Annotated in this window: 24 protein-coding genes and 1 tRNA gene; 11 read left to right on the top strand and 14 right to left on the bottom strand. The window is 62.9% G+C overall.

Annotated features, from left to right (window positions below):
• Positions 1-17: 17 nt before the first annotated feature.
• Positions 18-935: an NAD(P)H-binding protein gene (locus tag VKS22_04855; protein ID HLW69932.1), complete on the top strand. Its 918-nt coding sequence runs from the start codon at positions 18-20 to the stop codon at positions 933-935.
• A 136-nt stretch (positions 936-1,071) separates the two neighbouring features.
• On the opposite strand, the gene mce is transcribed toward VKS22_04855, so the two are convergent.
• The 5 genes from mce to VKS22_04880 all read right to left on the bottom strand — a co-directional run bounded on the left by mce (position 1,072) and on the right by VKS22_04880 (position 6,395).
• Entirely contained in the window at positions 1,072-1,485 is a 414-nt protein-coding gene (gene mce / locus VKS22_04860; GenBank protein HLW69933.1) for a methylmalonyl-CoA epimerase, read from the bottom strand.
• 1 nt (position 1,486) lies between these two features.
• Entirely contained in the window at positions 1,487-3,904 is a 2,418-nt protein-coding gene (locus tag VKS22_04865) for a tetratricopeptide repeat protein (protein ID HLW69934.1), read from the bottom strand.
• 33 nt (positions 3,905-3,937) lie between these two features.
• On the bottom strand, positions 3,938-4,660 hold the full coding sequence (locus VKS22_04870; GenBank protein HLW69935.1) for an HAD-IA family hydrolase: 723 nt from the start codon (positions 4,658-4,660) through the stop codon (positions 3,938-3,940).
• 12 nt (positions 4,661-4,672) lie between these two features.
• Positions 4,673-5,566, bottom strand: coding sequence for a VOC family protein (locus tag VKS22_04875; GenBank protein ID HLW69936.1), 894 nt, complete (start codon positions 5,564-5,566; stop codon positions 4,673-4,675).
• A gap of 172 nt (positions 5,567-5,738) precedes the next feature.
• Positions 5,739-6,395 carry a metallophosphoesterase family protein gene (locus VKS22_04880; protein HLW69937.1) on the bottom strand — a complete coding sequence of 219 codons (657 nt, stop codon included), beginning with the start codon at positions 6,393-6,395 and terminating at the stop codon, positions 5,739-5,741.
• Between the two features lie 65 nt (positions 6,396-6,460).
• On the opposite strand from VKS22_04880, the gene VKS22_04885 reads away from it, so the two are divergent.
• Together VKS22_04885 and VKS22_04890 are read left to right on the top strand one after the other, a co-directional pair.
• Positions 6,461-7,276 (top strand): RNA methyltransferase, encoded by an 816-nt coding sequence (locus tag VKS22_04885; protein HLW69938.1) that lies wholly within the window; start codon positions 6,461-6,463, stop codon positions 7,274-7,276.
• 103 nt (positions 7,277-7,379) lie between these two features.
• Positions 7,380-7,455, top strand: a tRNA-Asn gene (locus VKS22_04890).
• Between the two features lie 194 nt (positions 7,456-7,649).
• Here VKS22_04890 and VKS22_04895 read toward each other — a convergent pair.
• Positions 7,650-7,955, bottom strand: coding sequence for a hypothetical protein (locus VKS22_04895; protein HLW69939.1), 306 nt, complete (start codon positions 7,953-7,955; stop codon positions 7,650-7,652).
• A 216-nt stretch (positions 7,956-8,171) separates the two neighbouring features.
• On the opposite strand from VKS22_04895, the gene tadA reads away from it, so the two are divergent.
• Together tadA and VKS22_04905 are read left to right on the top strand one after the other, a co-directional pair.
• Complete coding sequence (gene tadA, locus VKS22_04900) at positions 8,172-8,699, top strand: tRNA adenosine(34) deaminase TadA (protein HLW69940.1); 528 nt, start codon at positions 8,172-8,174, stop codon at positions 8,697-8,699.
• Between the two features lie 633 nt (positions 8,700-9,332).
• Entirely contained in the window at positions 9,333-11,615 is a 2,283-nt protein-coding gene (locus tag VKS22_04905; protein ID HLW69941.1) for a response regulator, read from the top strand.
• A gap of 177 nt (positions 11,616-11,792) precedes the next feature.
• Here VKS22_04905 and VKS22_04910 read toward each other — a convergent pair whose 3' ends face one another.
• Positions 11,793-11,975, bottom strand: a complete 183-nt coding sequence (locus tag VKS22_04910; GenBank protein ID HLW69942.1) for a hypothetical protein — start codon at positions 11,973-11,975, stop codon at positions 11,793-11,795.
• Between the two features lie 149 nt (positions 11,976-12,124).
• Here VKS22_04910 and VKS22_04915 point away from each other — a divergent pair, with 149 nt between their 5' ends.
• The 3 genes from VKS22_04915 to VKS22_04925 all read left to right on the top strand — a co-directional run bounded on the left by VKS22_04915 (position 12,125) and on the right by VKS22_04925 (position 13,844).
• Entirely contained in the window at positions 12,125-13,165 is a 1,041-nt protein-coding gene (locus VKS22_04915) for an arginine N-succinyltransferase (GenBank protein HLW69943.1), read from the top strand.
• A 71-nt stretch (positions 13,166-13,236) separates the two neighbouring features.
• The gene (gene grxC / locus VKS22_04920; protein HLW69944.1) at positions 13,237-13,500 is read left to right on the top strand and encodes a glutaredoxin 3; all 264 of its coding nucleotides are present in this window, start codon (positions 13,237-13,239) and stop codon (positions 13,498-13,500) included.
• Positions 13,497-13,844, top strand: coding sequence for a hypothetical protein (locus VKS22_04925; GenBank protein HLW69945.1), 348 nt, complete (start codon positions 13,497-13,499; stop codon positions 13,842-13,844). Before grxC ends, VKS22_04925 begins: the two co-directional genes overlap by 4 nt.
• Here VKS22_04925 and glpK read toward each other — a convergent pair.
• The 4 genes from glpK to VKS22_04945 form a co-directional block, all read right to left on the bottom strand.
• The gene (gene glpK / locus VKS22_04930; GenBank protein ID HLW69946.1) at positions 13,841-15,331 is read right to left on the bottom strand and encodes a glycerol kinase GlpK; all 1,491 of its coding nucleotides are present in this window, start codon (positions 15,329-15,331) and stop codon (positions 13,841-13,843) included. The genes VKS22_04925 and glpK overlap by 4 nt on opposite strands.
• Before the next feature lie 40 nt (positions 15,332-15,371).
• Positions 15,372-15,650, bottom strand: coding sequence for a hypothetical protein (locus tag VKS22_04935; GenBank protein ID HLW69947.1), 279 nt, complete (start codon positions 15,648-15,650; stop codon positions 15,372-15,374).
• Positions 15,651-15,796: 146 nt separating this feature from the next.
• The gene (locus VKS22_04940) at positions 15,797-17,434 is read right to left on the bottom strand and encodes a DegQ family serine endoprotease (GenBank protein ID HLW69948.1); all 1,638 of its coding nucleotides are present in this window, start codon (positions 17,432-17,434) and stop codon (positions 15,797-15,799) included.
• A 61-nt stretch (positions 17,435-17,495) separates the two neighbouring features.
• The gene (locus VKS22_04945; GenBank protein ID HLW69949.1) at positions 17,496-17,666 is read right to left on the bottom strand and encodes a hypothetical protein; all 171 of its coding nucleotides are present in this window, start codon (positions 17,664-17,666) and stop codon (positions 17,496-17,498) included.
• Between the two features lie 52 nt (positions 17,667-17,718).
• On the opposite strand from VKS22_04945, the gene VKS22_04950 reads away from it, so the two are divergent.
• Together VKS22_04950 and VKS22_04955 are read left to right on the top strand one after the other, a co-directional pair.
• Positions 17,719-18,255 carry a sterol desaturase family protein gene (locus tag VKS22_04950; protein HLW69950.1) on the top strand — a complete coding sequence of 179 codons (537 nt, stop codon included), beginning with the start codon at positions 17,719-17,721 and terminating at the stop codon, positions 18,253-18,255.
• Positions 18,256-18,353: 98 nt separating this feature from the next.
• Positions 18,354-19,517, top strand: a complete 1,164-nt coding sequence (locus tag VKS22_04955) for a hypothetical protein (GenBank protein ID HLW69951.1) — start codon at positions 18,354-18,356, stop codon at positions 19,515-19,517.
• Positions 19,518-19,612: 95 nt separating this feature from the next.
• Here VKS22_04955 and VKS22_04960 read toward each other — a convergent pair whose 3' ends face one another.
• Positions 19,613-20,761, bottom strand: coding sequence for an acyl-CoA dehydrogenase family protein (locus tag VKS22_04960; protein ID HLW69952.1), 1,149 nt, complete (start codon positions 20,759-20,761; stop codon positions 19,613-19,615).
• Between the two features lie 113 nt (positions 20,762-20,874).
• The gene (hpnR, locus tag VKS22_04965) at positions 20,875-22,383 is read right to left on the bottom strand and encodes a hopanoid C-3 methylase HpnR (protein ID HLW69953.1); all 1,509 of its coding nucleotides are present in this window, start codon (positions 22,381-22,383) and stop codon (positions 20,875-20,877) included.
• 343 nt (positions 22,384-22,726) lie between these two features.
• Here hpnR and VKS22_04970 point away from each other — a divergent pair, with 343 nt between their 5' ends.
• Positions 22,727-24,061 carry an outer membrane protein assembly factor BamD gene (locus tag VKS22_04970; GenBank protein ID HLW69954.1) on the top strand — a complete coding sequence of 445 codons (1,335 nt, stop codon included), beginning with the start codon at positions 22,727-22,729 and terminating at the stop codon, positions 24,059-24,061.
• Between the two features lie 72 nt (positions 24,062-24,133).
• Here VKS22_04970 and VKS22_04975 read toward each other — a convergent pair whose 3' ends face one another.
• Positions 24,134-25,417, bottom strand: a complete 1,284-nt coding sequence (locus tag VKS22_04975; protein HLW69955.1) for a M20/M25/M40 family metallo-hydrolase — start codon at positions 25,415-25,417, stop codon at positions 24,134-24,136.
• Positions 25,418-25,572: the final 155 nt, after the last annotated feature.

The raw sequence follows: 25,572 nt of genomic DNA on the forward strand, positions 1-25,572 counted from the left end.
CGCGCCACAGTTGACCGATGAATAATTCTCAAGAATTGAGCGTGGTCACCGGCGCCTTCGGCTACAGCGGCAAGTACATAACGCAGCGGCTGATCGAACGCGGCGCGGCCGTCCGCACCCTGACGGGCCATCCGGCGAATCCCAACCCTTTCGGTGACGCAGTTGAGGTCGCACCGTTCAATTTCACCCATCCTGACGCACTGACGGAAAGTCTGCGCGGCGTCGGCACGGTCTTCAACACTTACTGGATTCGATTCGCACGCGGCGAGCTGACCTTCGAGCGCGCCGTGAATAATCTCAAGAGCTTAATTGAGGCGGCACAGCGCGCCGGCGTCCGCCGTTTCGTGCATGTCAGCATCACAGGGGCGTCGGCTGAGTCACCGCTGCCGTATTTCCGCGGCAAGGGCATAATCGAGAATTTTCTGCGCGCGTCCGGTCTCTCCTATGCGATCCTGCGGCCCGCGGTGATTTTCGGCCCGGAAGATATTCTGCTCAACAATATCGCCTGGAACTTGCGGAAATTCCCGCTCTTCACCGTGCCGGGCAACGGCGAGTATCGCCTTCAGCCGGTCTTCGCGGGCGACCTCGCTGACCTTGCGCTCGGCGCCGCCGAACGCAGCGACAACCTTGAGATCGACGCGGTGGGGCCTGAAACCTACACTTTTAACGAGCTGATCCGGCTGCTCGGGCGCACTATCGGCCGGCCGGTGCGGCTGCTCCATGTCAGCCCCGGGATCGCGCTTTTTTTCGCCTCGATCATTGGCCGGCTGATGGGCGATGTCACGCTGACGCGCGATGAAGTAATCGGGCTGTCGGACGACCTGCTGGTGTCGCACAGCGCGCCGACGGCGCCGGCACGCCTCAGTGAATGGCTCGCGCGCAACGCCCTGACGCTGGGCGTGCATTACGCCTCCGAACTGGCGCGGCGCGCTTAACGCTAGCGAAGCACGGTCGAGGCTCGAAGGCGATCTGCTAATCAACAATCTTGACGCGGCGCGCAGACTCTTAACCATTGGCCGCGCCTCGCAGACTCGGCCGCCCCCTGTGCTCGCTCCGCGCAGTAGCGCTCCGCTAGTGTTGTTCTTCAGAGAACGGTTGCGCGTATTCCACCAACACGCCGCGCGTCGCCTTCGGATGGAGGAAGCAGATCATCCCGGCGAGGCCGCGCCGCGGATTCTGATCAATCAGCGGAATCCCCTTGGCGCGCGCGGCGGCGAGCTCAGCGGCGACGTCGGTGGTTTCGAAACAGACATGATGGAGTCCACCGCCGCGTCGCGCAAGAAACTTGCCGACGCCGTTTTCCGGATTCAACGGCTCGAGCAGCTCGATCTCGCTTTCACCCGCCTGCAACAGCGCGGCTTTGACGCCCTGATCATGCACGATTTCAGACTTCGTCAGATGCAGACCGAGCGCGTCGCGCCAGAGCGCCATCGCGGCGTCCAGACTCGGCACAACGATGCCGACGTGATGAATTTTCGTGAGCATCTCAACCCTCCGTGCGGTTCTGACAGAGGCGCTGCTCGAGGCCGTTCCAGCGCGATTTCATTGCGGGCGAGCCGAGGCTCGGATGCTCGCCGCGCGTAACCGTCAGTTTGTTGCAGGCGCTTTTGGCGTTGCCCTCCTGCGCGTAGATTTGCGCAAGCTGGTACTTGGATTCGTAGAAGAGCGGGTCGGATTCGGCGGCGACGGCTTCGACGCGGCTCCACAAGTCGAGGGCGTCTTTGTAGTCCTTGCGATTCTGCGCGATTTGCGCGAGCCCGGCATTGGCGTCGGGCGAGCCCGGGTCGGCCGTGACCAACTGGCTGAAGACCGCCTCGGCCTGTTGCGGCTGATTCATCGCCATATAGGCGCGCCCGAGAATCGAAAGCGTGCCGGTCAGATTTTTTGCCGGGAGCTTGCCCTCGTTCACCATCCGCTCGAAATAGGCGTAAGTTTCCGCGGTGAGACGCGCGTCGGCGCGAAAGCCGGCTTCGTCGCCGGCGGCGAGTTTAGCCGCGCCGTTGTGCCAGAAATCGAGGCCAATCTCCTTGATGTAATCGAGATCGGTTCCGACGGTGTCGCGTGCCGCCAGCCCCTTGGCCTCGCGGTCGAGCGCGGCGTAGTCGCCGATATGATCGAGCGCCTCGATGCGCCACTCAAAGGTCTGGTCAAAGTGCGCCTTCATCGATGGATAGTTGGTCTCGAAGCCGTCGAGAATGGTCGCGATTGAGCGATAATCGGGCGCCGGCTCGCCCTGGAGCAGGGTCGCGAGCATGTAGATGGCGTGGCCGCGACTCTCGTGCAGGGACTGGCGCTGCGCTTCCGCCGCACCGCGCTCGGCCGCGGGTTCGAGCGCGATCGCCTCGCGCAGCGCCTTGATCGCCGCGGCGCGGAGTTCACGGTTATGAGGATCGACGGCGCGCGCCGCGGCCGCGTGAGGATCTTCGAGCAGCTTGCCGCCGAGCGCCTGATAGTAAGCGTCCGCAGCGTTGAAGCGGGCGGTGAACTCATAGTCAGGATTGCCGGTAACCTGTTCGTACTGTTGCGCCGCACCGACATAATCCTTGCGCGCCTGCAGCCGCTGGCCCAGGCGGAAGCGCGGCTCGAAGGCATACTCGCCGTGTGGATAAGCGCGTAAGTAATCTTCGGCGGCAGCGACCCAGGCAGTTTCAAGCTGAGGGTTCTTCATGCCGCCGCGCTCCCATTCGAGCCGCGGGATTTTGTAGCGCATATAGGCGGCCCACTGGGCGTCGGGGTTGCCCGGCTGGCTCGCGATCGCGTCGGCGACCTGCGCGACCATCTCGTAGCGACCCGACAGATAGTAGAGATCGGCGGCGTATTTGTAGGCCTTGGGATATTTGCCGCTTTTCGCCGCTTCCCAATAGTACTTTGCGGCGGCGAGCGGCTGATGCTTGTAGTAGAGGATGTTGGCGAGATACCAGTTCTCGAAGGCGTCGCCCGAGGCGCCGAATTCCGCGGTCGGATCGCTGACGTATTGCGCGGCCGAGGCGACCGCGATCGCCCAGCCGTCCTTGTCGTTTTCGCGGGCGCGGGCGAAGTCGATGATCTGCTTGTGGAGGGCGACGCGTTGGGCCGGATCGCCGGCCGCAGCCTCGGCGCGAAACAGCTCGCGCAGATGCAGCATCTCGAGACCGTTCTTTTGCGGACCGCTGGGCGCGTTTTGCGCGAGATGCGAGGTCAGGCCCTGCGCCTCGTTGAGTTTGCCCATCGCGGCGTAAGTGGTCGCGAGTCCCTGTTCGGCGGGCTGATACTGGCGGGTGCCGGCCCCCTCATTCATAATCCGCTTGAAGTCGGCGATCGCCTTGGCGTATTCAGCGCGGTCGTACTTACCCAGTTCGCGCTCGGCAAAGGCGCGGCCGAGCAGATTCTCGCGGATCAACTCGGGCGACAGGATCAGCAGCGAGCTGTCGGTAAAGCCGTCGATGGCCTGGTTGAGCAGGCGGCGCGCCGTCGCCGGTTCGCCGCTATAGAGCGCGGCGCCCTCGAAGCGCAGCCACGACAACGGGTAGACCGCGCGCAGGGCCAACTGCTCGGGCTGATCATAATCGCAGGAACCGCCGTTATCGATGGTCTCGATACAGTCGTCCTTCTTCTTTTGATACGTGCTGTACATGGTCTCGAGCAGCGACTCGAGCTGATGGTAGGTGGCGAGCAGCTCGTCGCGGTTGCCCTCACGGCCCTCGGCGAGTTGGGCGAACTGGGTTTCGGCCGCGTCGAGCTGGTCGATCGCGTCGCTGGCCGCCGCGGGATCGCTTTGGCCGGCGCGCACCTGCGGCTCGATTTGAGTGAGGCGGCGGTTCAATTCGCCTTGACTCTGCGCGCGCACAACGCCGGCAAAAACGAGCAGCGCGACGAGGCCGCTCAGGATTGGTGCGGCCAGACGGCGCTTGCCAGCTTGTCTCATGCGCACGGAGTTAGGATAACGCTAGAATCGCCGTCAAGGGAACGCCAGTTGGTCAAGCGCTTCGGGTATCGCGTCGAGAGTCGCGATGCGCACCGTCGGCCCTTCGATCGCGGTTCGCGCAGGCGCCGACGGGTCGAGCAGAAGCGGCGTGATTCCGGCGGCGAGCGCGCCGGCGACGTCGAGCTCGAGCGCGTCGCCAACATGGATCACCTCGCGAGAGGCCACTCCGTGCTGGCGCATAGCAATGCGGAAAATCTCGGGCGACGGCTTCGCGTAGCCGGCCTCCGACGAGATCGTGATCGAATCAAACTGCGCGCCGAGACCTAATCCGGACAAAATCCGGTAGAGGCGATAGTCGAAGTTCGAGACCAGGCCCAGTTTGAGGCCGCGGGCGCGGAGCTGATCGAGGGTTGACAACGCCATAGGGTCGATTCGCCAATTCGAGGGATCGCTGAAGAAGACGAATAACTGACGAAAGTAGGCGTCGAAGTTAGTGAATACGCCGAGCCCGTCGAAGCTTTTGGCGACGACGTCGCTCCACCATTGATACTCGAGTCGCCGCAACTCACCAGCCTCGTGATCGGGACCGAAGGCGAGCGGCAAGGCGGCGTGGAAGGCCCGGCGGAAACCCGCATTGACCTCGTCGGGGGCGGCGTCGATGCCGTAGGCGTGAGCAATCCGCGCGTAGGTCGCGCCGACCGGCGCGCGCGGCGCGATCAAGGTGCCGGCGGCGTCGAAGAAAACTACTTTGAGCACAGCGTCCGCGGGCTAACCATCGGCTTGCGCCGGTCCGGCGAGCCCGTCCCAGATCTGGATCAGCGTGCCGAAGGCTGCGCGCGGCGAAATGAAGAATTGCCGTTCCCCGCGCCAGTTAATCTCCTTGCCGACGGTGCGCACGTCGTCGCGCGCAAGATGGTGGAGCAGGCCGTCGAAGTCTTTCACATCGAGCGTGAAATGATGCAGCCCCTCGCCGCGACGCTCGATGAAACTGGCGACGAAATCGTCTGCGACGCCGGGGCCGGGGCTTTGAATGAACTCGAGTTTGAGGCCGGGAATTTCAACTTGGGCGAGCATGAAATTGCCCTGAGTCGAACTCAGGGTGGGCGGCGTCGTGAGTTGCGCGCCGAAATTGTCAGTGAAGAAAGCGATCGCGCGCTCGAGGTCGCGCACCGCGATCGCGATGTGATCGAAGCGCACGCGGCCGTCGGCGGCAGGGCGCGGCGTTGGCTGATTGTAGTCGAGCGGCTGCCAGAACTGGATCAGCGCGCCAAAGGCTGAACGCGGCGAGATGAAGGCAGTCCGCGTACCGTCGGCCAGCGCGTATTCGTCGACGATGCGGACACCGCGCACCTTGCACGCGGCCACGACGGGCTCGAGACGGTCGACCTCAAAGGAGAGATGATGCATCCCTTCACCGCGGCGGCGGAGAAATTCGGCGATGAAGTCCTGCCGTCCGGGCAACTCTTCAATAAACTCAACCGCCGTCCCGCCAAGATAAAAATCCTGCCAGAGGAAGCCGCCGCGCGCCTGCTCACTGACCTGCTTGGCGTTGCGCGGATGAGTCTTGAAGTAGCGCTGGAACCACGCGACGCCGCGGTCGATCGAGTGCGCCGCGATCGATACATGATCAAAGCGGATGCGCACACCGTCAGGCAATCCCATGCGTCAAACCCCTTTACCGCGCATACGCGCACGCTGCCCCCACGCTTGCATCCGTCCGACGATAACACGCCGGATCAAACGCGGAACGTTGGGCAAGATCAACCGCCAGCCGTGCGCGAATTTGCTGCTCCAAACGAAGACCGATTGCGCACCGTACGAGAGGCGCGGAACGTCAAAGAAATTCGAGCCGGGCGTCGAGGCGTGCGCCGTCGCTAATCACGACGACGTAGCCGCCACCCTTAAAGGGGCCAGGGTTGAGGATCGTGGTCGGGCCAATCGTATCGACCCCGGCCGACTCGTGAATGTGCCCAGAGATACAAATGTCGGGGCGGACTTCCTCGATGAACCTGCGCGCCGCAGGACTGCCGACGGCCTTGCCGCCCGCCAGGCGATCACATTTGGTTTCAATCGGCGGCGTATGACAGATCATGAGGAGCGGCCGCTGATTGCACACTGCGTCATAGCCGCGCCGCAGCGCGTCATAGATTTCAGCCTCGCTGAACTCGCTGGGCGTAGCGAACGGCGTGATATTCGAGCCGCCGCAACCGAAGATGCCGACCCCGCCGATGACGACGCCGCGGCCGTGGAGCGCGATCTTTTCAGTTTCAAGCCAGGGAAAAACTTCGGGCTGGTCAAGATTGCCGGGCACCGCGAGCACCTGCGGACAGCAGCGCCGCACGTCGTCGAGCACTTTGCGGGCGTCGTCGGCCCCGCCGAAGTTAGTGATGTCGCCCGAGACGATCACGAGGTCCGTATCGCGCATCACGGCGCCCATGCGGGCGAGATTGCGCGTCGCCATATGGACGTCGCCGAAAGAGACTATCTTCATACGCTAAGTTTTAGCGCAGCGCCCCGAGCAGATCGAAGGGGCGAAGGCGGCGCGCGCATGTAAAAATGGATGGCATGATTGCATCTGGCTTTGCTTTTGTGCTGGTCCGGCCGAAGTCGCCCGGCAACATGGGGGCGGCGGCGCGCGCGCTCAAAAATATGGGTTTCGCCGATCTCCGTTTCGTCGCGCCGGAAAGCCGCGACGCGCGGCCGGAAATCGCGATGGCAGTGCATGCGGGCGAAGTCTACACGGCGGCGACAACTTATCCCGACCTGCCGTTGGCGGTCGCAGACTGCGCGATCGTGGTTGGGACGACGGCGCACGCCGGCCCTTATCGCAGCCAGGCGCGGCCGCTGCGGGAGGCTGCGGCGGAACTGACGAGCCTGAGCACCGCGAACCGGATCGCGATCGTTTTTGGCCCGGAAGACTTCGGCCTCTCCAACGACGACCTCAAGCACTGCCCTCGCCTGATCACGATTCCAGCCGATCCGGACTACCCCTCGCTGAATCTCGCGCAGGCCGTGATGCTCTCGACGTACGAGCTGCGGCTGGCGCTCACCGCGCCATCGGCGCCGGTGGTCGTCGAGGAATTTGCGGCGGCGGGAGCCGTTCAGGCGATGCTCGATCGGCTTGCGCAAGCGTTGCTGCAGATCGGCTTTCTTGCCAAGGACAATCCCGATCACATCATGTTCACGATCCGCGAAATCTTCGGCCGCAGCGGTTTACGCGCGCGCGAACTCGAGATCTTCAACGGCATCGCGCGCCAGATTCAATGGTTCGCCACGGACACTAGGCGGAGCAGCGCGGAGCCGAGCAAGCGAGTCTTGACCAAGGCCGCGGCTCGCGGACTCGCCCGCCCCTTGGAGCTGCGTCCCAAGTAAAGTCAGGCGCGCCAGCGCGGGCGAAGTGCCGCAGGGCCGGGGCGAGTGATATTCTTGATTCCGGCGCGCAAGGCGAATACGAAGTAGGGTCTGATTCGTGTACTCCCCGGTAGCTCAGTCGGTAGAGCAGACGGCTGTTAACCGTCGGGTCGCTGGTTCGAATCCGGCCCGGGGAGCCATCCGGAATCCGGATCGCGCTTGTTAAGGAACCTGCCTGAGGCGCGCGACGGTCAAGTTCCAGTTAGCGCGCTCGTGATCCGCGCCGATCGGTTGATCGGCGCTGCCACAACCTGCCAATCGCGAGGTGCGGTCTTAGTCGCTTGAGCTTTAGAGAGTCCGGCCTCCGCCAAAATGGGGACCGGACTCTCGGAATTCAGAGCGCGACTTCTTCGTTCAAAGACACGGTAAGCCCCTCCCAAGCCGGGTTGGGGTTGTTGCGCATCGAGTCAATGAGTCCCGTCACCGCAGGATCGGAGGCTACTTTGGCGTAGGCAGCATGGTCCTTGTACACAAATACCGCGAAGACGTTCCCGGTTTCAGGGCCGATAGTCTGCCGGCTCACGACTCCGGTTGCACCCAGCCCCTCGGCGATCTTCTTGACGGCCTTGATGCCCTCGAAAAGGTCAGCGTATCTGCCGGGCTTCACGCGAAAATTTGCGACTACACGCACTGCTGCCATGAGATAACCTCCTGTTGCGAGTTGCGTAGCGGACTTAGCCCTCTCTCGAGAGTCTGGCTGATTGCCCAAGTTAACGATGAACCCGGTGTTAGTGAATTGTCAAATGCGTGCAACGCTAGTCAGAAATGATTTATTCAGATTTAATCTCCGCTGGGATTCTGCAAAACTCTTGAGCGCATCCGCGACCGGTATCGCGCTCAGCAGGGAACCCCGCTGATGGCGCGCGACGATTATCACGAACGAAGGCTAGCGGAATACGATAGTCGCGTCGCCGAATTCCAGAAGCGCGGGACCTTCGGCGCCGCGGTGATGCTCACGGCGCTTGAAGAAGCGCAGCGCGGCGCGCGCGAGGGTGAAGTGCCGGTCGGCGCGCTAGTGATCCGCGATAGTCGCGTGATCGGCGCCGGCCATAACCTGCCAATCGCGATGCGTGATCCGTCGGCGCATGCGGAGATCCTCGCGATTCGCGACGCCTGCGCGCATTTAGGTGAATACCGGCTGGAGGGCGCGGCGCTTCACGTCACGCTCGAGCCGTGCGTGATGTGCGTCGGGGCTTTGCTCAACGCGCGGATCGCGCAGGTCTATTACGGCGCGCGCGACGACAAGGCGGGCGCGCTCGGCTCGGTCTACGACATCGGGCGCGATGGCCGCCTCAATCATCGAATCGAAGTCTACGGCGGGATCATGGCGGCAGAATCCGCCCAGTTGCTGCAAGAGTTTTTCGCGGGCAAACGGCGGACGTAACGATCCGAGGAAGCTCGCGCGCCGCTGCTCACCGTCGCCGACGACCTCGAGGCCAACGCGCTCCTGGAGAGCGATCGCGTCGGCCACCGCGCGATCTTCGATACGCTTGAAGGCGGCGACTGACAGTTCACCGCGGCGAAACGGGCGGCGCGCGTCGCGGAGCGCCGCCGGCCGCAGCATCGAACCAATGGTTTGTGCACGATAGATCGCCATCCTCATGGGCATCATCCTGCGGATTCAACTGCCGCGCCGAGCCTCGCGGCGGCGGTTCAAAAGTTAACCCATAGTCGGTTCGGCGCAAGAAAAGAAAGACCGAAGGCGACCGTGGAGCGTCGCATCGCCGGACAGCAGAGCAAGCCTCCGGTAGATTTTGGGACACTCTTCAGGCGCTGTGGGCGCTGAGCTGGCCAATCGGCGAAACCATCGCGGGCACAAGCATTGCTCCAAAGCCCGGGCGATGGCGATACGAAAAGCCATAATTCTGAGCGCCGCAGTAGCCGTCTGGCTAGCAACCGTGATTTGCGGAATGGCGGCGCTTTGGAACTGCGAGCGATGGTCCGCGCGGCGGCGCGTCGCAAGCAGGGTTTACGGCTATGCGCTGTTCGGCACGCCGTCGGCAAAAAAGGGGGTCATATGCAAGCGCTAGACGCAGACGCGACGCCCGCGAGCGCCACGCGCGCCGCAGTCCTCTACAAGGAAAGTCGCGAACGAATTTATCGGCGCACCGACCGGATGTTCGCATGGCTGATGCTGGGGCAATGGGCGGCGGCGATCGCCGCGGCCTTCTGGCTGTCGCCGCGCTCCTGGAGCGGACCTTATAGCTATACCCACGTGCACATCTGGGCGGCGCTCCTCCTCGGCGGCGCGATTACTCTCGTGCCGGTCGCGTTCGCGTTCCTGGCCAGCGGCAAGACCTACACGCGGCATATCGTCGCGGTCGGCCAGATGCTGATGTCGGGCCTCCTGATTCATTTGAGCGGCGGACGGATCGAAACGCATTTTCACGTCTTCGGCTCCCTCGCCTTTCTCGCCATGTATCGCGACTGGCCGGTCCTGGTGTCGGCGACTATCGTGGTCGCTATCGACGATCTGGTGCGCGGCCTCTATTGGCCGCAGTCGGTCTTTGGCGTGATGGCGATCCAGCCGTGGCGATGGCTCGAACACGCCGGCTGGGTCGCTTTCGAGGATTTCTTTCTGATCATTTCAAGCGTCTACAGCATGCGGGATGTGCGCCGGTTGGCCGAGCGTCAGGCCCATCTGGAGAGCGTTTCGCAGGGGGCGCTGGCGGCCTCGAGTGCAAAGTCGGAATTCCTCTCGAGCATGTCGCACGAAATCCGCACGCCGATGAACTCGGTGCTGGGGATGGCCGACTTGTTATCGGAGTCCGACCTCTCGGAGGAACAACGGCATTATCTCGACGTGATGATCGCGAACGGCAATTCGCTGCTCGAATTGATCAACAGCATCCTTGACCTCGCCAAGATCGAGAGCGGAAATCTACAACTCGAGACGATCGAATTTGATCTGGGCAACCTGGTCGAAAAGATCCTCGCGACCTTCGCGACGCGTGCGCACGGCAAGGGGCTGGAGTTGGCCGCGCGGATCGCGCCCGGAACGCCGGAGGGTCTGATCGGCGATCCGATGCGCTTGCGGCAGGTGCTGATCAATCTGATCGGCAACGCGGTGAAGTTCACGGAGGTTGGCGAAGTCGTGCTCGAAATCGGGCCCGACCCCGCCGCGGGCGGCGCGGGCGACCTGCTCTTCTGCGTTGCGGATACGGGCGTCGGGATCGCTGAGGACAAACGCGAAGCGATCTTCGCGAGTTTCACCCAGGCCGATTCCTCGGACACGCGCAAATACGGCGGCACCGGACTTGGGCTTGCGATCGCGCAGCGGCTAGTCGCGCTGATGGGCGGGCGAATCCGGGTGGATAGCGCGGTCGGCAAGGGCAGCCGCTTCCTGTTCAGCGCGCGTTTCGGACTGGCGCCGCGGCTGATTTCGTCGACGCCGCGCGCGGCGCTTGACCTGATCGGCTATCGGGTTCTGGTGGTGGACGACAACGCGGTCAACCGCTTGATCCTGCACGAGATGGTCGGGGGTTGCGGGGCGGAAATCACCGAAGCCGAGTCCGGGGCGGCGGCGTTGGCGGCGATCCGCCTGGCACTCGAAGCCGGCTTTCCTTATCACATCGTCCTGCTCGACATGATGATGCCGGAGATGGACGGCCTAGAGGTCGCGATGCGGATTCGCGCGGCCAAGCTCGCCACCGAACCGCTGGTGCTGATGCTCTCCTCCAACGATCTGAAGTCCAGCCTGAAGTCGCTGCACGACGCCGGACTGGACGCCTACCTGGTCAAGCCGGTGACGCGCACGGAACTGTTCGCGGCAATCCGCCGCGTCATCGATAGCCGCGGCTTTCAACTGCCGGTTGCGGCGCCAACGCCAATCGATTCGACGCCACAAGCCGAGCGAATCTATACGGTGGAGAAGGCGGATCCGCTGGTGCTGGTCGCTGAGGACTCGCCGGACAACCGCTTGCTCATCAGCGCCTACCTCAAGCGCGAGCACTTCGAGCTTGAGTTCGCGCGGGATGGCCAGGAGGCGCTGGAAAAGTTCAAGCAGACGCGCTTCGACCTAGTCCTGATGGACATCCAGATGCCGCGCATGGACGGCATCATGGCAACCCGCCTGATGCGCCAGTGGGAGAGTGAAAATCAGGTGGAACCGATCCCGATCATCGCGCTGACCGCATCGGTGCTGGCCGAGGACGTCAACGACACCATCGCGGCGGGCTGCTCGATGCATCTGAACAAGCCGATCAAGAAACAGGTCTTGCTGAACGCGCTGCGGATCTACCTGCCGGCTGGGCAGGACTCCAGCCCCGAGCTTGAGCAGGAATCACACATCTATCATTAGCGGAGACGTAGCGGCATGCGTGCCTGAAGACGTTGGCAGTCACGCGAAGATTCGATGAGGCGCGGATTTCTCGGTATTTTCTTGGAGCGTGGCTCGCAGATCCCTGACCTTGGCCGGCGCTTCGTAGACTCCGCCAGCCCCCTGTCCCCGCCACGTGCGGTAGCGCTCCGCTCGTGGTCAGTGTTTGGATTCGATCCGGCGGCCGTAGGAGACTTCGCCCTTATCAACCCTTAAGCTGAATCCGCACTCAGGATTGGTGCAGGCCCAGGCTTTAAAAATCACCGAAGCGCCCTCCTGTCCGTAGTCGGAAAGTGGAATCAGAGTGCCATTGTTACACTTCTGGCACTTCGGCAGCTCCATCACCCCAGCCTCCTTGGCCGCAAATCGGCCAGCCCCAAGGCAAAGCTATCGAACGGATTTTGGTAAAGCAATCGTCGGACACGGTTGTGCCAAGTATCGCCTGTTATAGCCAAATTCGCCGGGAATCACGCGGGTGTTAGACTGAATCCATGGAGCCCGGGGCGCCGAGTTTTCTCCTGCGCGAAGCGCGGCCGCAGGACCATCGCGAGCTGCTGCGGCTGGCGCGCGAGCTCGACTCGATCAATCTGCCGACCGACGCGGCCAAGCTGCGCGCAACGCTCGAGCGCTCGGCGCAGTCGTTTCGCGGCCGCACGCGCGATCGCGCACGCGCGCTCTATATCTTCTGCGCGGAGGAAATTGCTACAAAACGTATCGTTGCGGCCTCGATGATCATCGGCAAGCACGGCACGCCGGCGGCGCCGCATTACTACCTCGAGATCAACTCGGACGATCGCTATTCGCATACGCTGCGCAAGAGCTTTCGGCACCCGTACCTGCGGCTGTGCTATTCGATGGACGGGCCGACCGAGCTCGGCGGGCTGATCGCCACCCGCGCGCTGCGCAACCATCCGGAGCGCGTCGGCAAACAGATCTCCTGGGTGCGATTCCTCTACATGGGGCGGCATCTGAAGCGCTTCGAGCCGGAGGTGCTCGCGGAGATGCTCGCGCCGATGCTGCCCGGTCATGGCAACGTTTTCTGGGATCATTATGGGCGGCGCATGACCGGCCTCTCATTCCAGGAGGCTGACCTACTCTCGACCCGCGACAAGGAGTTCATCCGCGCGCTCTTTCCGGAGACCCCGCTCTATACTTTTATGCTGCCGGATCACGTGGCGAAGGCGCTGGGAGCGGTCGGCGAGGAGACGCGCGGTGCGGTGCGGCTGCTTGAACAGGCCGGCATGAAATACCTCGAGCAGATCGATCCGTTCGACGGCGGCCCTTACTATGGCGCCGCGGTCGCTGACCTTGCGCCGATCAAGCGGCGGCGCGTCGTGACGGCGATCGCGGGCGCGCCGGCGCCGGAGCGGTGCTCGGCCTTTCTGCTCGCGATCGAGAACCGCGAAGGCTTTCGCGCCGTGCGGGCTGACGCCGAGCTCTGCGCCAACGGCCACCTCATCGTCGCGGCGGGCGCGCTCGAAGCGCTCGGTGCGGCAGCGCGCGCCCGCGTCGATCTAGTACCGTTACCGTAGCCTCTCCCGATGGGTGAGAGCGCTTGCGCCTGACGCGCGCACACCGGAAAATGAATGCCGGGGATTTGTCCGTGGCCAAGATTGAGGTTTACACCACCAGTTATTGCCCTTTTTGTTTTGGCGCGAAGGCGCTACTGGAGCATAAGGGCGTGGCCTTTGAAGAGATCGATGTCGGCGAAGATCCGGCGCTGCGTGAGGCGATGGTCGAACGCGCGGGCGGCCGTCGCACCGTCCCGGAGATTTTCATCAACGGCCGCATCATTGGCGGCTACGATGAGTTGCGGGGGCTCGAAGCCCGCGGTGAGCTCGACGCGCTGCTGGCGGAAGCGTCATGAGCGGCAACAGCCCGCCGGCGCTGCCCGTTGACTCTGACTATGCCGAAATCGCGGATGCTGACGAGCAGGGAATCGATCCGGCGGACAATGATCGGCTGGTTGGCAGGTTTTATCGCGGGCTCATCGTGTTTCTCGATCGCGTGCGCGGGCGCGGCACGATTCGCTCCTTTAGCGGGCGCGAAATCCACTTCGAATTTCCCTTTGTTGCGGTGATTGGCGCGCCAATTGGCGGGCGCGCCCCCGGGATCGATCTGATCCGGCAGGGTGATACGGTGGGCTTTGACGTCGGCTGGACCTCGAAGGGGTTGCGCGTCACTCGAATCAAGCCGTTACGCATACGCTAGCCGGTTTTCATCGTCACGCGGGCGATCGCGTCGCGCCAGCCCTCGAGCAACCGCGCCCGTTCCTGAGCCTTTATGCGCGGCTTGAACACCTGTTCGATTTTTCTTAACTCCGCAAGCTCACGGAGCGAGCGCCAAACGCCGGCCGTCAGCCCGGCGAGCAGGCCTGCGCCGAGCGCGGTGGTTTCGACCATGCGCGGACGCACGACGCGCGCGCCGTTAAGGTCGGCCTGAAACTGCATCAGGTAGTCGTTGGCGGAGGCGCCGCCGTCCACCCGCAGTTCGGCCAAGCGATGACCGGTGTCTTTCGCCATCGCTTCGAGCACGTCGCGCACCTGATAGGCGATACTGTCGAGCGTGGCGCGGACGAGATCCGCGCGCGTCGTGCCGCGGGTTATTCCCACAATCGCACCGCGTGCGTCGCTGTCCCACCAGGGCGCGCCAAGCCCCACGAAGGCGGGAACCATGTAGGGTTGCGTGCGATCATGACTTTGGCGCGCCAGCCCCAGCGAATCTGCCGACTTGCTGAACAAGCCAACTTCGTCGCGCAACCACTGGATCGCCGCGCCCGCGATAAAGACCGAGCCCTCGAGCGCGAACGCAGGCTCGCCTTGCGCGCCGAGCGCTGCGGTCGCCAGGAGTCGATGATGCGATACAGCGCGCGCCGTCCCGGTATGCGCGAGCAGGAACGCGCCCGTGCCATAGGTCGCCTTCGTCTCGCCTACGCGGACACATCCCTGGCCGAACAGCGCGGATTGCTGATCGCCGATTACCGCGCCGATCGGGATCGCACGATCGGCGAGCTTCCCGCGCGCCGCCTCGGCCAGCGGCCCGCGCGATTCGACCAGCCGCGGCAGCATCGCTTCCGGCACGTCGAGCATATCGAGCATCGTGGCGTCCCATTCCCGCCGCTCGAGATTCATCAGCATCGTACGCGAGGCATTGGTGTAGTCAGTAACGAACGCCGCGCCGCGCGAGAGCTTGAAGAGCAGCCAGCTATCGATAGTGCCGAAGCAGAGTTCGCCGCGCGCAGCGCGCCGCCTGAGCAGACCGCGATCGCGATCGAGCAGCCACGCGAGCTTGGTGCCGGAAAAATAGGGGTCCGCGAGCAGGCCGGTGGCGCGGCCGATTTCCTCTTCGCGCTCGCGCAGCCGGGTGCAGATTTCCGCGCTGCGCCGGCACTGCCAGACGATCGCGCGATGCACCGGGCGGCCGCTGCGCCGCTCCCAGACGACGAAGGTCTCGCGCTGGTTGGTGATGCCGATTGTGGCGAGCTCGCGCGACTTTACTTTCGCGGCGGCGAGCGCCTCGCGCCCGCGCCGGATGACCGAGCGATAAATCTCCTCGGCGTCGTGCTCGACCCATCCGGGATGCGGATAGAACTGGCGGATTTCGCCGTAGGCGCGCCCGCGAATCCGGCCGTCGCCGTCAAACACGAGCGCGGTCGTCCCGGTCGTGCCCTGATCGATCGCAAGGACGTAGTTCGGCATCAGGAACGACTCCGCTGATTATGGCCGGGCTTTGTTGGAATTAACCGAGCGCCCGGCCGGCGCCCGGCGGCGGGATCGCTGCGTTGGAGGGCGCGACGGCGGCCGCGAGCGCGTGCGAATTTGTCACCCGGCCCATCCGCGCGAGCCGCGTGGTTCGCCGCAGGATAAACAATGCGGCGATGATAATAATCGCGATCAGAATCAGCCGGTCGCGGCGGCTGCTCTTGCCCCGCGGGCGCCCGCCGCGTGATGCTCCGGCCAATCCGATCGAGCGCGGCTGTGTGCTTCGTCCTGGTCGCGGCGGCGGCGTTGCTTTCACTGCTCGGTTTCCTTTCGCTCGATGCGATGCACGACGCGCCGCGGCTTTTCGATGCCATAACAAAAAACGCGGGCGGAGAACATCCGCCCGCGTTTTTAGTGCTGACCAATCTCACACCCGCCGCAAAACGGCGGGCGGATGAATAACTAGCCTTCCGAACTGATCACCGTATAAATCGTGGATTTCCCCCGCTGCACCAGCAAACGAGAAGACTTCTTCTCCTTCTGCGCACCCTTCGCCGCGTCGGCGAAGCCGTCGGCCGAAGCCACCTTGGTGTTATCGACCTGCAGGATGACGTCCCCGGCTTGCAGCCCGGCCTCTGCGGCCGGCGAATCCGGCCGGACGCTGCGGACGACCACGCCTTTAGGGTTATCGATTCCAAGCTGTTGGCCAATCTCGGGAGTGAGGTCCTGCACGGTCAAACCCCAGTTGCTGCCTGCCCCCGTTTCACCCTCGGCGCTGGCGAGCTGCTTATCCTTGAGCTCCTTGATCGTCGCCGTCAGCGTGACGTGCTTGCCCTCGCGGATCACCTCGACCGGCACGGTTTTGCCGAGCGGCGTCTGCGCGACTAACTCCGGCAACTCATGCTCGTCGTGCACCGTGGCGCCGTCGAACTTGGTAATGATGTCACCCTGCTGGATTCCCGCCTGGCCGGCCGGACCTTCCTTGTCAACGCCGGCGACCAACGCGCCGTTCGGCGTCGTCAGACCGAAGGATTTCGCCAGTGCCGGCGTTACTTCCTGAATCTCGACGCCCAGCCATCCGCGCACGACCTTGCCGTGCGTCTTGAGCTGTTCCATCACGGTCTTGACGAGATCGATCGGAATCGCAAAGCCGATCCCGGCGTTGCTGCCCGTACTGCTATAGATGGCCGTATTGATTCCGATCACACGCCCCTGCGCGTCGAACAGCGGGCCACCGGAATTGCCCGGATTGATCGAGGCGTCGGTCTGAATGAAATCGTCGTAGTTGCCCCCCAGTGCGCGCCCTTTAGCGCTGACGATGCCCGCGGTTACGGTCAGATTGAAGCCGAACGGGCTGCCGATCGCCATCACCGGATCGCCGATCTCAACTTTGCTCGAAGAGCCCAGCGTCGCGTAGGGCAGCGGTTGCTTGGTGTCAATCTTAATCAACGCGAGATCGGTCTTGGAATCCTTGCCGATCACTTTGGCCTTGAATTCACGCTTGTCGTTCAGCGTGACGAGAATTTCGTCGGCATGACCGGCGACGTGATTATTGGTCAGGATGTAGCCGTCCGGGCTGATGATGACGCCTGAGCCGAGGCCATGCTCCTTGAAGTTATGCGGCATCTGCCCGAAGAAATGGCGGAATTGCTCGAAAGGATCGCCCCCGCCGCCCCCAAACGGGTTTCCCTGACCAAACGGATTTCCTCCGCCCGGCCCTCCAGGTCCTTCCGGTCCCGCGCCCGGACCCCCTGGTCCCGGACCCGGCTCTTCCTGACCACCGCCCTCGTCACCAGGGCCTCCTTCCTGTCCACCGAATCCGGCCTGCTTAACCTCCTCGGTAATCGCAACGTTTACGACCTCGGGCATCACCCGTTTAACGAGCGGCGCCCATGACGGTATCGCAACTGCAACGGCCGGAGTCTCGTTCGGCTCCGGCGCGTTGGCGGGCGCCGGCTGATGCTGCGTTATGGGCTGCGCGGCTGGCGGCGGCTGGCCCGCGTCTGAACCCCATGGAAACTGGAAAGCGCCGGCGTTGGCGAAGGCGATTGCTATACCCAACACCACGCCACACGCGATCGCGGCGATCGTCTTGCCCATGCATCCCTCCTGGATGGCTTGTACCGCGCAATCGCTTCTGACTGCCTGCGGTTAATCCCTACTAGCTTTCAGACGATAACTGGAAGCCGAAATTCAAGCTCGCGACCGTCCGCGATTCGTGCTCCACAGTGAGCGATCTGACCTTCCAGTAGAGCAGAAAGCCCGCGAATTTGATACCGTTAAATACATTGGCCGCAAATTCCCGGCAGGCCGCTTCATTCGAGTAAGCCATTGTTCAAACAACTTACTGTGCCAAGCGTTGGGGAAGCGTTAAACTTCGATATATGGTGGAAGACGCCGCCATCCTCGTGACGGGCCTGCTGAGCTGGACCCTGCTCGAATACCTGATCCACGGCTGGCTGAGCCACCTGTGCACGACTGCGGTCTCGGCCCGTCACGCCGTTCATCATCGCGATCCGCATGCGGTATTTGTCGTCCGCGCCTGGCGGCCCTTGGCCGTCATCTGGATAGCTGGTCTCGCCGCCTTCGGCTGGTCGCCTGGGATGATCTTCTTCGCTGGTCTGACGCTGGGCTTCGCGGCCTACGAGGTCTTGCACTACCGGATGCACTTCTGCCGGCCGCGCGGCAGTCTCGAGACCTGGATGCGCGCGCGTCACCTGATTCATCATCGGCGCGAGCCGCAACGATGCCTCGGGGTGACGACGCCCTTTTGGGACCTGGTCTTCGGGACGGAGCCAATCTCCGAGATGGATCAGCTCATCGCCTCCGTGGCAGCAAGCGCACCGCTCACCGGCCCAACCAATCTTTGGCGTTTGTTCACCTTGCCGTACTTCGGCTCCTCTCGACTCACGCCGCGATAGAGGATGAGTCCGGGATTCAATTCCGATTAGGACCTATTTGTGCTAGTGCTAGGGGCATAGATGTTACGAACGGCCCTGCAGGCAGGAGAATCGGAAGCTTGTCAATCTACAGCCGACTGTACAAATACCAGGAGAATGAGAACCGCTCCAAGCTGGAAAATTTCCTGACCGAAGCGCTGGCGGATCTGCTGTCGCGAGACGCTACTCTAGCGCGCAAATTCATATTTGACGTCCTTCTGAAGGACAATTGCCCGAAAAACACTGGCGCCAAGCGCGAAGCACTGGCCAAGAAACTAGCGAATGCAGAGAAGCTCGAATGGCGAACCCAGAAGGCCCTTGGCGGCATTTCCGAGAAACCGGACATATCGGTTTTCGCGAACGATAGCGATAAACCTATTATCCTCCTCGAGAATAAGATCAATGCGGGATTCACACACTCACACACACTCGCTGTTACTAGCGAAGAAGGAATTAAGCAGGAATACGACCAACTTCAAAAATACGGCCAATGGTTGACCAAGAAGGTACCGGATGGCGCTTTAGTCTTTTTGACTCACCATACTCTAGTTCCAGAAGGCTTTCTCACGCACTCGAAATACGGCTCTACGATCAGATCTTTCTGCTACTGGAGATCGGTTTACGCCTGGCTGGAAGAGGCTCGCCAAGGAAGTCCTGGCTTTGTCGGAATCGTGAACGACTTAATCGGCGAATTTTCACATTTTCTATCGGAGAGGCGCATGACGGATCTCAATCGCGGCGACTTAGATACTCTCAGTCCCTTTTTGTCAAAAGACCTTTACGGAAAATTAGAGGAATTGACGGACTTCATAAGAAAACAGATTGATTTATTACCAGAGTTTAGTGACTACACCTGGTGGTCGAAACCGCTGAGTCGAGGTCACTTCGCGGAGCGCGGCCTTCGCGACGGCGCGAAACATCCGACGCTGGGATCGACCACGATCGAATGGGGCTTGGCGGCCGATGACAACGCGGATTTCTTCCAACAAGTAAGTCCTGGAGTTGGCCTCCAGTTCTTTGTATATGTGCAACGGCCATCAGGCGGCTTCTCGGCGCTAGACGAGAAGCGATTCGGCGCCTGGAAGTTGCTTGGACAAGGCGGTGGTTACGAATGGCGCGGACAAACGGAAACCGCCGATCAGTTCCTGTCCGGCGGCTCATTCACGGAGAGCGTATTCGCATGGTTGAAGCCAAAAATAAAGGACGCTCTTGAAATGTTGAAGGTTCTTAGCACCGTCGGATGAAGCGCAGCCGACAGGTGTTGTGGCACATGCTCGAACCGCTCGCGCACGGGCGCTCTTCGAGCGCTACTCTTTCGCCGAGCAAAGCTACCTTGGCCTCAGACTTTGTTGCGCGCGAGCAGGCCGCGCGCGATCACTAATGCCTGAATCTCGTTGGTGCCTTCGCCGATCATCATCAGCGGGGCGTCGCGATAGAAGCGCTCGACCGGAAATTCCGCCATGTAGCCGTAGCCGCCGAGCACCCGTAGCGCGTCGAGCGTGATCTTCGCGCAGGCCTCCGAGGCGAACAGCTTGGCCATCCCGGCTTCGACGTCGCAACGTTCGCCGGCGTCTTTTTTTTGCGCCGCATGCTCGACCATCAGGCGCGACGCCTGCAGACGCGTCCCCATGTCGGCGAGCATCAGCTGCACCGCCTGATGCTGCGCGATGGGCTTGCCGAAAGCCGTCCGCTGCTGCGCATAGCGAATCGCGTTGTCGAAGGCTGCCTGGCCGACGCCGACCGCACGCGCGGCCACGTTGATCCGGCCGACTTCGAGCGCGCTCATCACCTGCTTGAAGCCCTGACCCTCGCGTCCGCCGATCAGATTGGCCGCGGGCACGTCGAGCTCCTCAAGCTGGACCTCACAGGTGTCGATGCCCTTGTAGCCGAGTTTCTTGAGCTGGCGGCTGACGGTCGGCCCGTGCGCGTTCTTCTCGACCGCGAAGAGGCTGATTCCTGCGTAGGCCGGTTCGGCCTTGGGATCGGTCTTGGCGGCGACGGCGAGCATCGTGCCGTAGCGGGCGTTGGTGATGAACATCTTGCTGCCGTTGAGCACGTAATTATCGCCGGCGCGGGTCGCGGCCGTGCGGATCGACTGGACGTCGCTGCCGGCGTGCGGTTCGGTCAGGGCGAGGCCGCCGCGCTTCTCGCCGGCGGCCATCGCGGGCAAAAAGCGCCGTTGCTGTTCGGCGGTCCCATGATTTGCGATCACGTGGCCCATGATCAGATGGCTGTTGATCACGCCCGCGAGACTCATCCAGCCGCGCGAGAGTTCGCTCATGATCCGCGCGTAGCTGACGAAGCTCAGCCCGAGACCGCCGTGCTCGACTGGGATAGTCGCGCCGAAGAGCCCGAGCTCTTTCATCTTCGCGACCAGCGCGTGCGGGTACTCGTCGGCGTGTTCCAGTTCGGTCGCGACCGGGATGACGTCGCGGTCGACGAAGCGGCGCACCGCTTCAACAATTTCACGATCGAGGGCTTCGTCCATGGCGAACTTCCTTTTTGGCGCTTCCTCTTGCGTCGGGCGCTCCGATTCTTTGCCCGGCGGCGCGATGAATCTAGCACACGGTGGAAAGTTGAGCGCCGCTGGAGCCTCGACCTTTAGAGCGGTTCGGCGTCGGCGATCTTGTCCGCGCCCGACGGGCGTGGGTTATGCACGTATAGATCGTCAGGACCGGGGCGGGCCTCGGAGTGCAGGCTCGGCGGCCGCATCGTATAGCGGACCTCGCGAAAATGGTCGGCGTATTGGCGTCCGGGGTTGCAGATATCCTTGAACTTCCACAACATGCGCAGGAAATTGGTGCGCCTCTGAAGAGCCAGCCGAGCGGCAATCGGGGCCACTTTCTTTAAGCCTCCCCAGCCGAGAAACTTGCGATTGAGCACCTCCTGAGTCTTGACCAGCTCCTGGTAGAAGCGCTGGAGCGGAAGCCGCGTCGGCAAGACCGCGTGCTGGATGTCAAACAGGCGATAATCGAGCGTGGTCAGCTTGCGCGATTCGGTAAACCAGATCTCAGTGCCGGGATAGGGCGTCGCCACGGTCAGATGGACGACTTCGGGAATTGCCAGGGCCCAATCCCGCACCGCCGCGAAGCGCTGCTCGTCCCATGAGGGATCGGCGATCAGGTTGACCGCGACGATGACGCCGAGTTTGCGCGCCAGTTCGAGCGCCTTGAGATTAGTATTGGAGGACGAGCGTTTGCGATGAGCCTTGAGTTCGCTTTCCTCGATCGCCTCGAGCCCCAGGAACATGTAGCGGAGACCCAGCCGCCGCCAGTACTCGAAGACTTCGAAATTCCGGCACAAGACGTCGGTGCGGGTCTCCAGATAGTAGGATTTCCTGAGTTTGCGTTTCTCGATCTCGTGACCAATCGCGAAGCCATCCTCCGCGTGGACGAAAGCGACGTCGTCCACGATGAAGGCGTTGGGCTCGTTGATCGAACGCATGTCCTCGGCGATTGCCTCGGGCGAGGACTTGCGATAGCTGCGGCCGTAGAAGGTCCAGGCGCTGCAGAACGAGCAGTCCCACGGGCATCCGCGTGAGAATTCGATTGAGGCGCAGGGGTCGAGCACGCCGATAAAATATTTATCGCGCCGGCGGGTCAAGTCGCGCGCCGGAAAATGGCGGTCGAGATTTTCCAGCAGCTTGGGCGGCGGGCCCGGGCCGTCGCGGGTGATCGCGCCGGGCACCTTGGCCAGGCTGCCACCACCCGCGATTCCCTCGAGCAGCAGCGGCGTCGCGCCTTCGCCCTCGCCGCGCAGCACGCAGTCGATCGCCGCGCTATGCTCGAGCAGTTCATCGGCGATAAATGAAGCGCTATGGCCGCCGACGAATACCGCGCATTGCTTGAGCAGGCGCCGGACGCCTTCCGCCAGCTCGATTACCTCCGGCACGTTGGCCAGATAATTCAACGAAAAGCCCACCGCCGACGGATCGAAACTCGCCAGCGTCTGATAAAAATCGGCATGGTTAAAAATCTGCAAATCGAGAATCTGCACTTCGTGGCCGGCGGCGCGGACGGCTGCCGCAACCCGCTCCAACCCCAGCGGTTCCAGCCGCAGGTACAGCTCGCTGTACATGAGCGGCCCCGGATGGACCAATAGCACTCGCATCAGATTAACTCCCTGGTCGGCCCATGGTGCGGGCTCGGACCCGCTGTATGACGAAAACCGCCTGAGCTTGCAGCTTCATTTGTCTTCCGGCAGCCGCGTGCCGAGCATCCGGAAACTCGCCGATATCTTTAGCAAATTGATGGCCATCACGGCCGCAGACTTTGCAATGCGGAACTCGACGGTTTAGCCCGGACGGCAGGAGCCAAACTAAGATGGTGTGAAAGAATTACAGACCGGTTGCCACGCTGCCGACACTGTCTCCTCTGCCCACGACATCGGGGCATAGAACAAGCGGACGAGCTTGCCTTGTCCGGCCTCGATCCCTAACCTTTCCCAAGTCCCTATGAAGCATGCCGGATTCATCGCCGCCGGGGTGATCGCCCTTGCGCTCACAGGCTGCGCCACGCGCAAACCGCCGAGCGGAGAGAACTATTACGTCAAGGCGACCAACGAATATACCCAACACTTCTATCAGCCGGCGATTGACGACTATCAGAAGCTGATCGATCAATATCCCTTCAGCCCCTACGCCGAAGAGGCCGAGCTCAACATCGGCCTGGCCTACTACAAGAGCCACAACTACGCCGAATCGATCGGCTCGCTGAATGATTTCGTGCGGATGCATCCGACCAGCTCGCACATTGAAGAGGCCTCGTACTATCTGGCGATGGCGCACTACACGCAAATTGGGCGGCCCGACCAGGATCAAACCCACACCGAACTCGCGCTCGAACAGTTTCAGACCATCGAACGGCGTTTCCCCGAAAGCAACTTTGCCCAGCTCGCCCAGGAGCAGGTCGCGATTTGCCGCGAGATGCTCGCGCGGCACGAGTATGTGATCGGCGACTACTACTTCTCGCGCGCGAACTACAAAGCCGCGGAATCGCGGATGGCCGAGCTGATGGCGCTCTATCCCGATACGCCGGTCGCCCCCGACGCGCTCTACCATCTGGGCCGCACGCTCGAGAAGCAGGGCAAGAAATACTCGGCGGCGCAGGCCTTCAGCGCGCTCAAGCAGAATTTCCCGAACACCAAGTTTGCCGCCGAGGCGGACAAAGAGCTCGCCAAGCTGCATCAGCCGCTCGACCCCGAAGAAGATCCGCTCAAGCTGGTGTTGGCCGAGAGCGGCTTCAGCCCCGACGATCTGAATGCGAATCACATCGCGGTCCATGAGAGTCTCGAGAACCTGGCCTCGAATGGCGATGCCGCCTACGGCCCGGATGGTTTGCCGATCCTGCAACCTAAGCCCGCCACGCCGGCCGCCGACGCCGCGGCCGCGCCAACCAAGCCGGGTCCTGCAACGCTACGCACCATTCGGCTCTCGTCGGCTGATCCCCCGATGTCAGTAATTCTCGATCTGACCGGGCCGGTGGCCTACGACGACAGTATGGATAACCAGAACGGCTCGTCGACCCTGACGCTCGATCTCAAGGGCGTGACGCCCGCCACTGCCCTCGGCAGCCATATAACCTTCGACAAATCGATCTTCCGTGACTGCCTGATCCAGAGCGCCGATGGCGGCACGCGGATCACCGTCAACACCACGCCCGTGAGCCGCTTTGCGGTGGTGCCACTGACCAAGCCCGATCGCCTGCTCGTCACCTTCACGCCAGAGGGCGGCGCGCCGCCACCGGATCAGGCGGCCAGCTCGGCGCCGCCCGCCCCCGACGACAATTAGCCTCCGTTCGCAGGCATACTTAGCGATCGCGCCGCGCCTTCTTTATCCCTCTACCCTGGAGAGCGTGAGGGGTCATGCCGCGAAGACGTCTTCGCGGGAGACGCCCAGGAACGCCAGCACGACGTCAGTATAGAGCTTGAGTCCCCACATCAGGCCCGCGATCGGCATCCGCTCGTCGTTGCCGTGATAGAGCGCGCCGAAGGGCATCTTGGGATCAAGCCGCACCGGGGCGAAGCCGTAACAGACCGCGCCGAGCTGCGCGTAGAACTTACTGTCAGTCGCCCCGGGCAGCATCCAGGGAATCGCGCGAGAGCCGGGATCGGCGGCCTCGGTGTGCGCCTTGATTAGTCGGAACAGAGGAGTGTCGTGGCTGGCCTCGGCAGGCGGCGCCGATTTCACGACCTCGAGGATCGGTTCGGCGCCGACGATTGTGCGCAACTCGGCGAGAAAGCCGCGCTCGTCTTCGCCCGGTAGCGTGCGGCCGTCGAGAATCACCGAGGCCTCGCCCGGAATCACGTTGTCTTTGTAGCCCGCGCGCAGGATGGTCGGCGTAACCGTATTGGACATCATCGGGCGGAAGAGCGGCGGCGCCTTGTCGGGACTGATCCCGAGATCGGCGAAGGTCGCGCGCATCAGCGGCGTGAGCCGGCGGCGCATCGGGGTTTGCGTGATGCGCGTGATCAGCTCGGCCATCCAGGCGATCGCGGTGTCCGAACGCGGCATCGAGCCGTGCCCCGGCGCACCCGTCACCGTCATCCGCACCGTGACGAAACCCTTCTCCGCAACCTGGATCGGATAGAAGCGCCGCTCGCCCATAAAGAGCGTGAAGCCGCCGGTCTCATTGAGCACGAAGCCGGCGCGCACGAGTTCGGGATGATGCTCGACCAGGAAGCGCGCGCCGAGTTCGGAGCCGGCCTCTTCGTCGGCCACTGCGGCGAAGATCAGATCGCGTTCGAGCGCGACCCCGGCGCGCTTCAATGCGATCATCAGGCCGAGGTCCATCGCGCACTTCGACTTCATGTCGATCGCGCCGCGGCCCCAGACGCAGCCGTCGGCGACCTCGGCGCCGAAGGGGGCGTGGCTCCAGCGCGACGCCTCGACCGGCACGACGTCGGTGTGCGAGGAGAGCATCAGCGGCCCGAGCGCGCGATCGTTGCCGCCGAGTCGCGCGATCAGATTGGCCCGCGTCGGCGCCGCTTCGACGATCGTCGCCGGCAGGCCCGCCGCGGTCAGCGCGGAGGCGAGGTAGTCGGCCGCACAGCGCTCATTGCCGGGCGGGTTGGTGGTGTCGAGCCGGATGAGCGCGCGCAGGTTGTCCAGCGTTTCGCGTTCAAAGCTCGCCCACGGGGTTTTCATTAACGGCTACTTCCTGCGGCGACGCGTCGCGACGGTTCGAGCAGTCTAGCGGCCCGCGCCGCCGCTGTGTAGCGCTCGCGCGTCGAGCCTGGGTGAAGTGCTTCACCCTGATGCGAACAGCGCAATCGTGCCAGCCTCGCGCATCTTCAAGAAGG

This window comes from Candidatus Binataceae bacterium, assembly GCA_035308025.1.
GTDB lineage: Bacteria > Desulfobacterota > Binatia > Binatales > Binataceae > JAJPHI01.

Bases quoted from the DNA above. Each gene is read 5' to 3' on its own strand.
- VKS22_04855 (HLW69932.1), top strand. From the start codon at position 18: ATGAATAATTCTCAAGAATTGAGCGTGGTCACCGGCGCCTTCGGCTAC.
- mce (HLW69933.1), bottom strand. From the start codon at position 1,485: ATGCTCACGAAAATTCATCACGTCGGCATCGTTGTGCCGAGTCTGGAC.
- VKS22_04865 (HLW69934.1), bottom strand. From the start codon at position 3,904: ATGAGACAAGCTGGCAAGCGCCGTCTGGCCGCACCAATCCTGAGCGGC.
- VKS22_04875 (HLW69936.1), bottom strand. From the start codon at position 5,566: ATGGGATTGCCTGACGGTGTGCGCATCCGCTTTGATCATGTATCGATC.
- VKS22_04880 (HLW69937.1), bottom strand. From the start codon at position 6,395: ATGAAGATAGTCTCTTTCGGCGACGTCCATATGGCGACGCGCAATCTC.
- VKS22_04885 (HLW69938.1), top strand. From the start codon at position 6,461: ATGGATGGCATGATTGCATCTGGCTTTGCTTTTGTGCTGGTCCGGCCG.
- VKS22_04895 (HLW69939.1), bottom strand. From the start codon at position 7,955: ATGGCAGCAGTGCGTGTAGTCGCAAATTTTCGCGTGAAGCCCGGCAGA.
- tadA (HLW69940.1), top strand. From the start codon at position 8,172: ATGGCGCGCGACGATTATCACGAACGAAGGCTAGCGGAATACGATAGT.
- VKS22_04905 (HLW69941.1), top strand. From the start codon at position 9,333: ATGCAAGCGCTAGACGCAGACGCGACGCCCGCGAGCGCCACGCGCGCC.
- VKS22_04910 (HLW69942.1), bottom strand. From the start codon at position 11,975: ATGGAGCTGCCGAAGTGCCAGAAGTGTAACAATGGCACTCTGATTCCA.
- VKS22_04915 (HLW69943.1), top strand. From the start codon at position 12,125: ATGGAGCCCGGGGCGCCGAGTTTTCTCCTGCGCGAAGCGCGGCCGCAG.
- VKS22_04925 (HLW69945.1), top strand. From the start codon at position 13,497: ATGAGCGGCAACAGCCCGCCGGCGCTGCCCGTTGACTCTGACTATGCC.
- glpK (HLW69946.1), bottom strand. From the start codon at position 15,331: ATGCCGAACTACGTCCTTGCGATCGATCAGGGCACGACCGGGACGACC.
- VKS22_04940 (HLW69948.1), bottom strand. From the start codon at position 17,434: ATGGGCAAGACGATCGCCGCGATCGCGTGTGGCGTGGTGTTGGGTATA.
- VKS22_04945 (HLW69949.1), bottom strand. From the start codon at position 17,666: ATGGCTTACTCGAATGAAGCGGCCTGCCGGGAATTTGCGGCCAATGTA.
- VKS22_04950 (HLW69950.1), top strand. From the start codon at position 17,719: ATGGTGGAAGACGCCGCCATCCTCGTGACGGGCCTGCTGAGCTGGACC.
- VKS22_04960 (HLW69952.1), bottom strand. From the start codon at position 20,761: ATGGACGAAGCCCTCGATCGTGAAATTGTTGAAGCGGTGCGCCGCTTC.
- hpnR (HLW69953.1), bottom strand. From the start codon at position 22,383: ATGCGAGTGCTATTGGTCCATCCGGGGCCGCTCATGTACAGCGAGCTG.
- VKS22_04970 (HLW69954.1), top strand. From the start codon at position 22,727: ATGAAGCATGCCGGATTCATCGCCGCCGGGGTGATCGCCCTTGCGCTC.
- VKS22_04975 (HLW69955.1), bottom strand. From the start codon at position 25,417: ATGAAAACCCCGTGGGCGAGCTTTGAACGCGAAACGCTGGACAACCTG.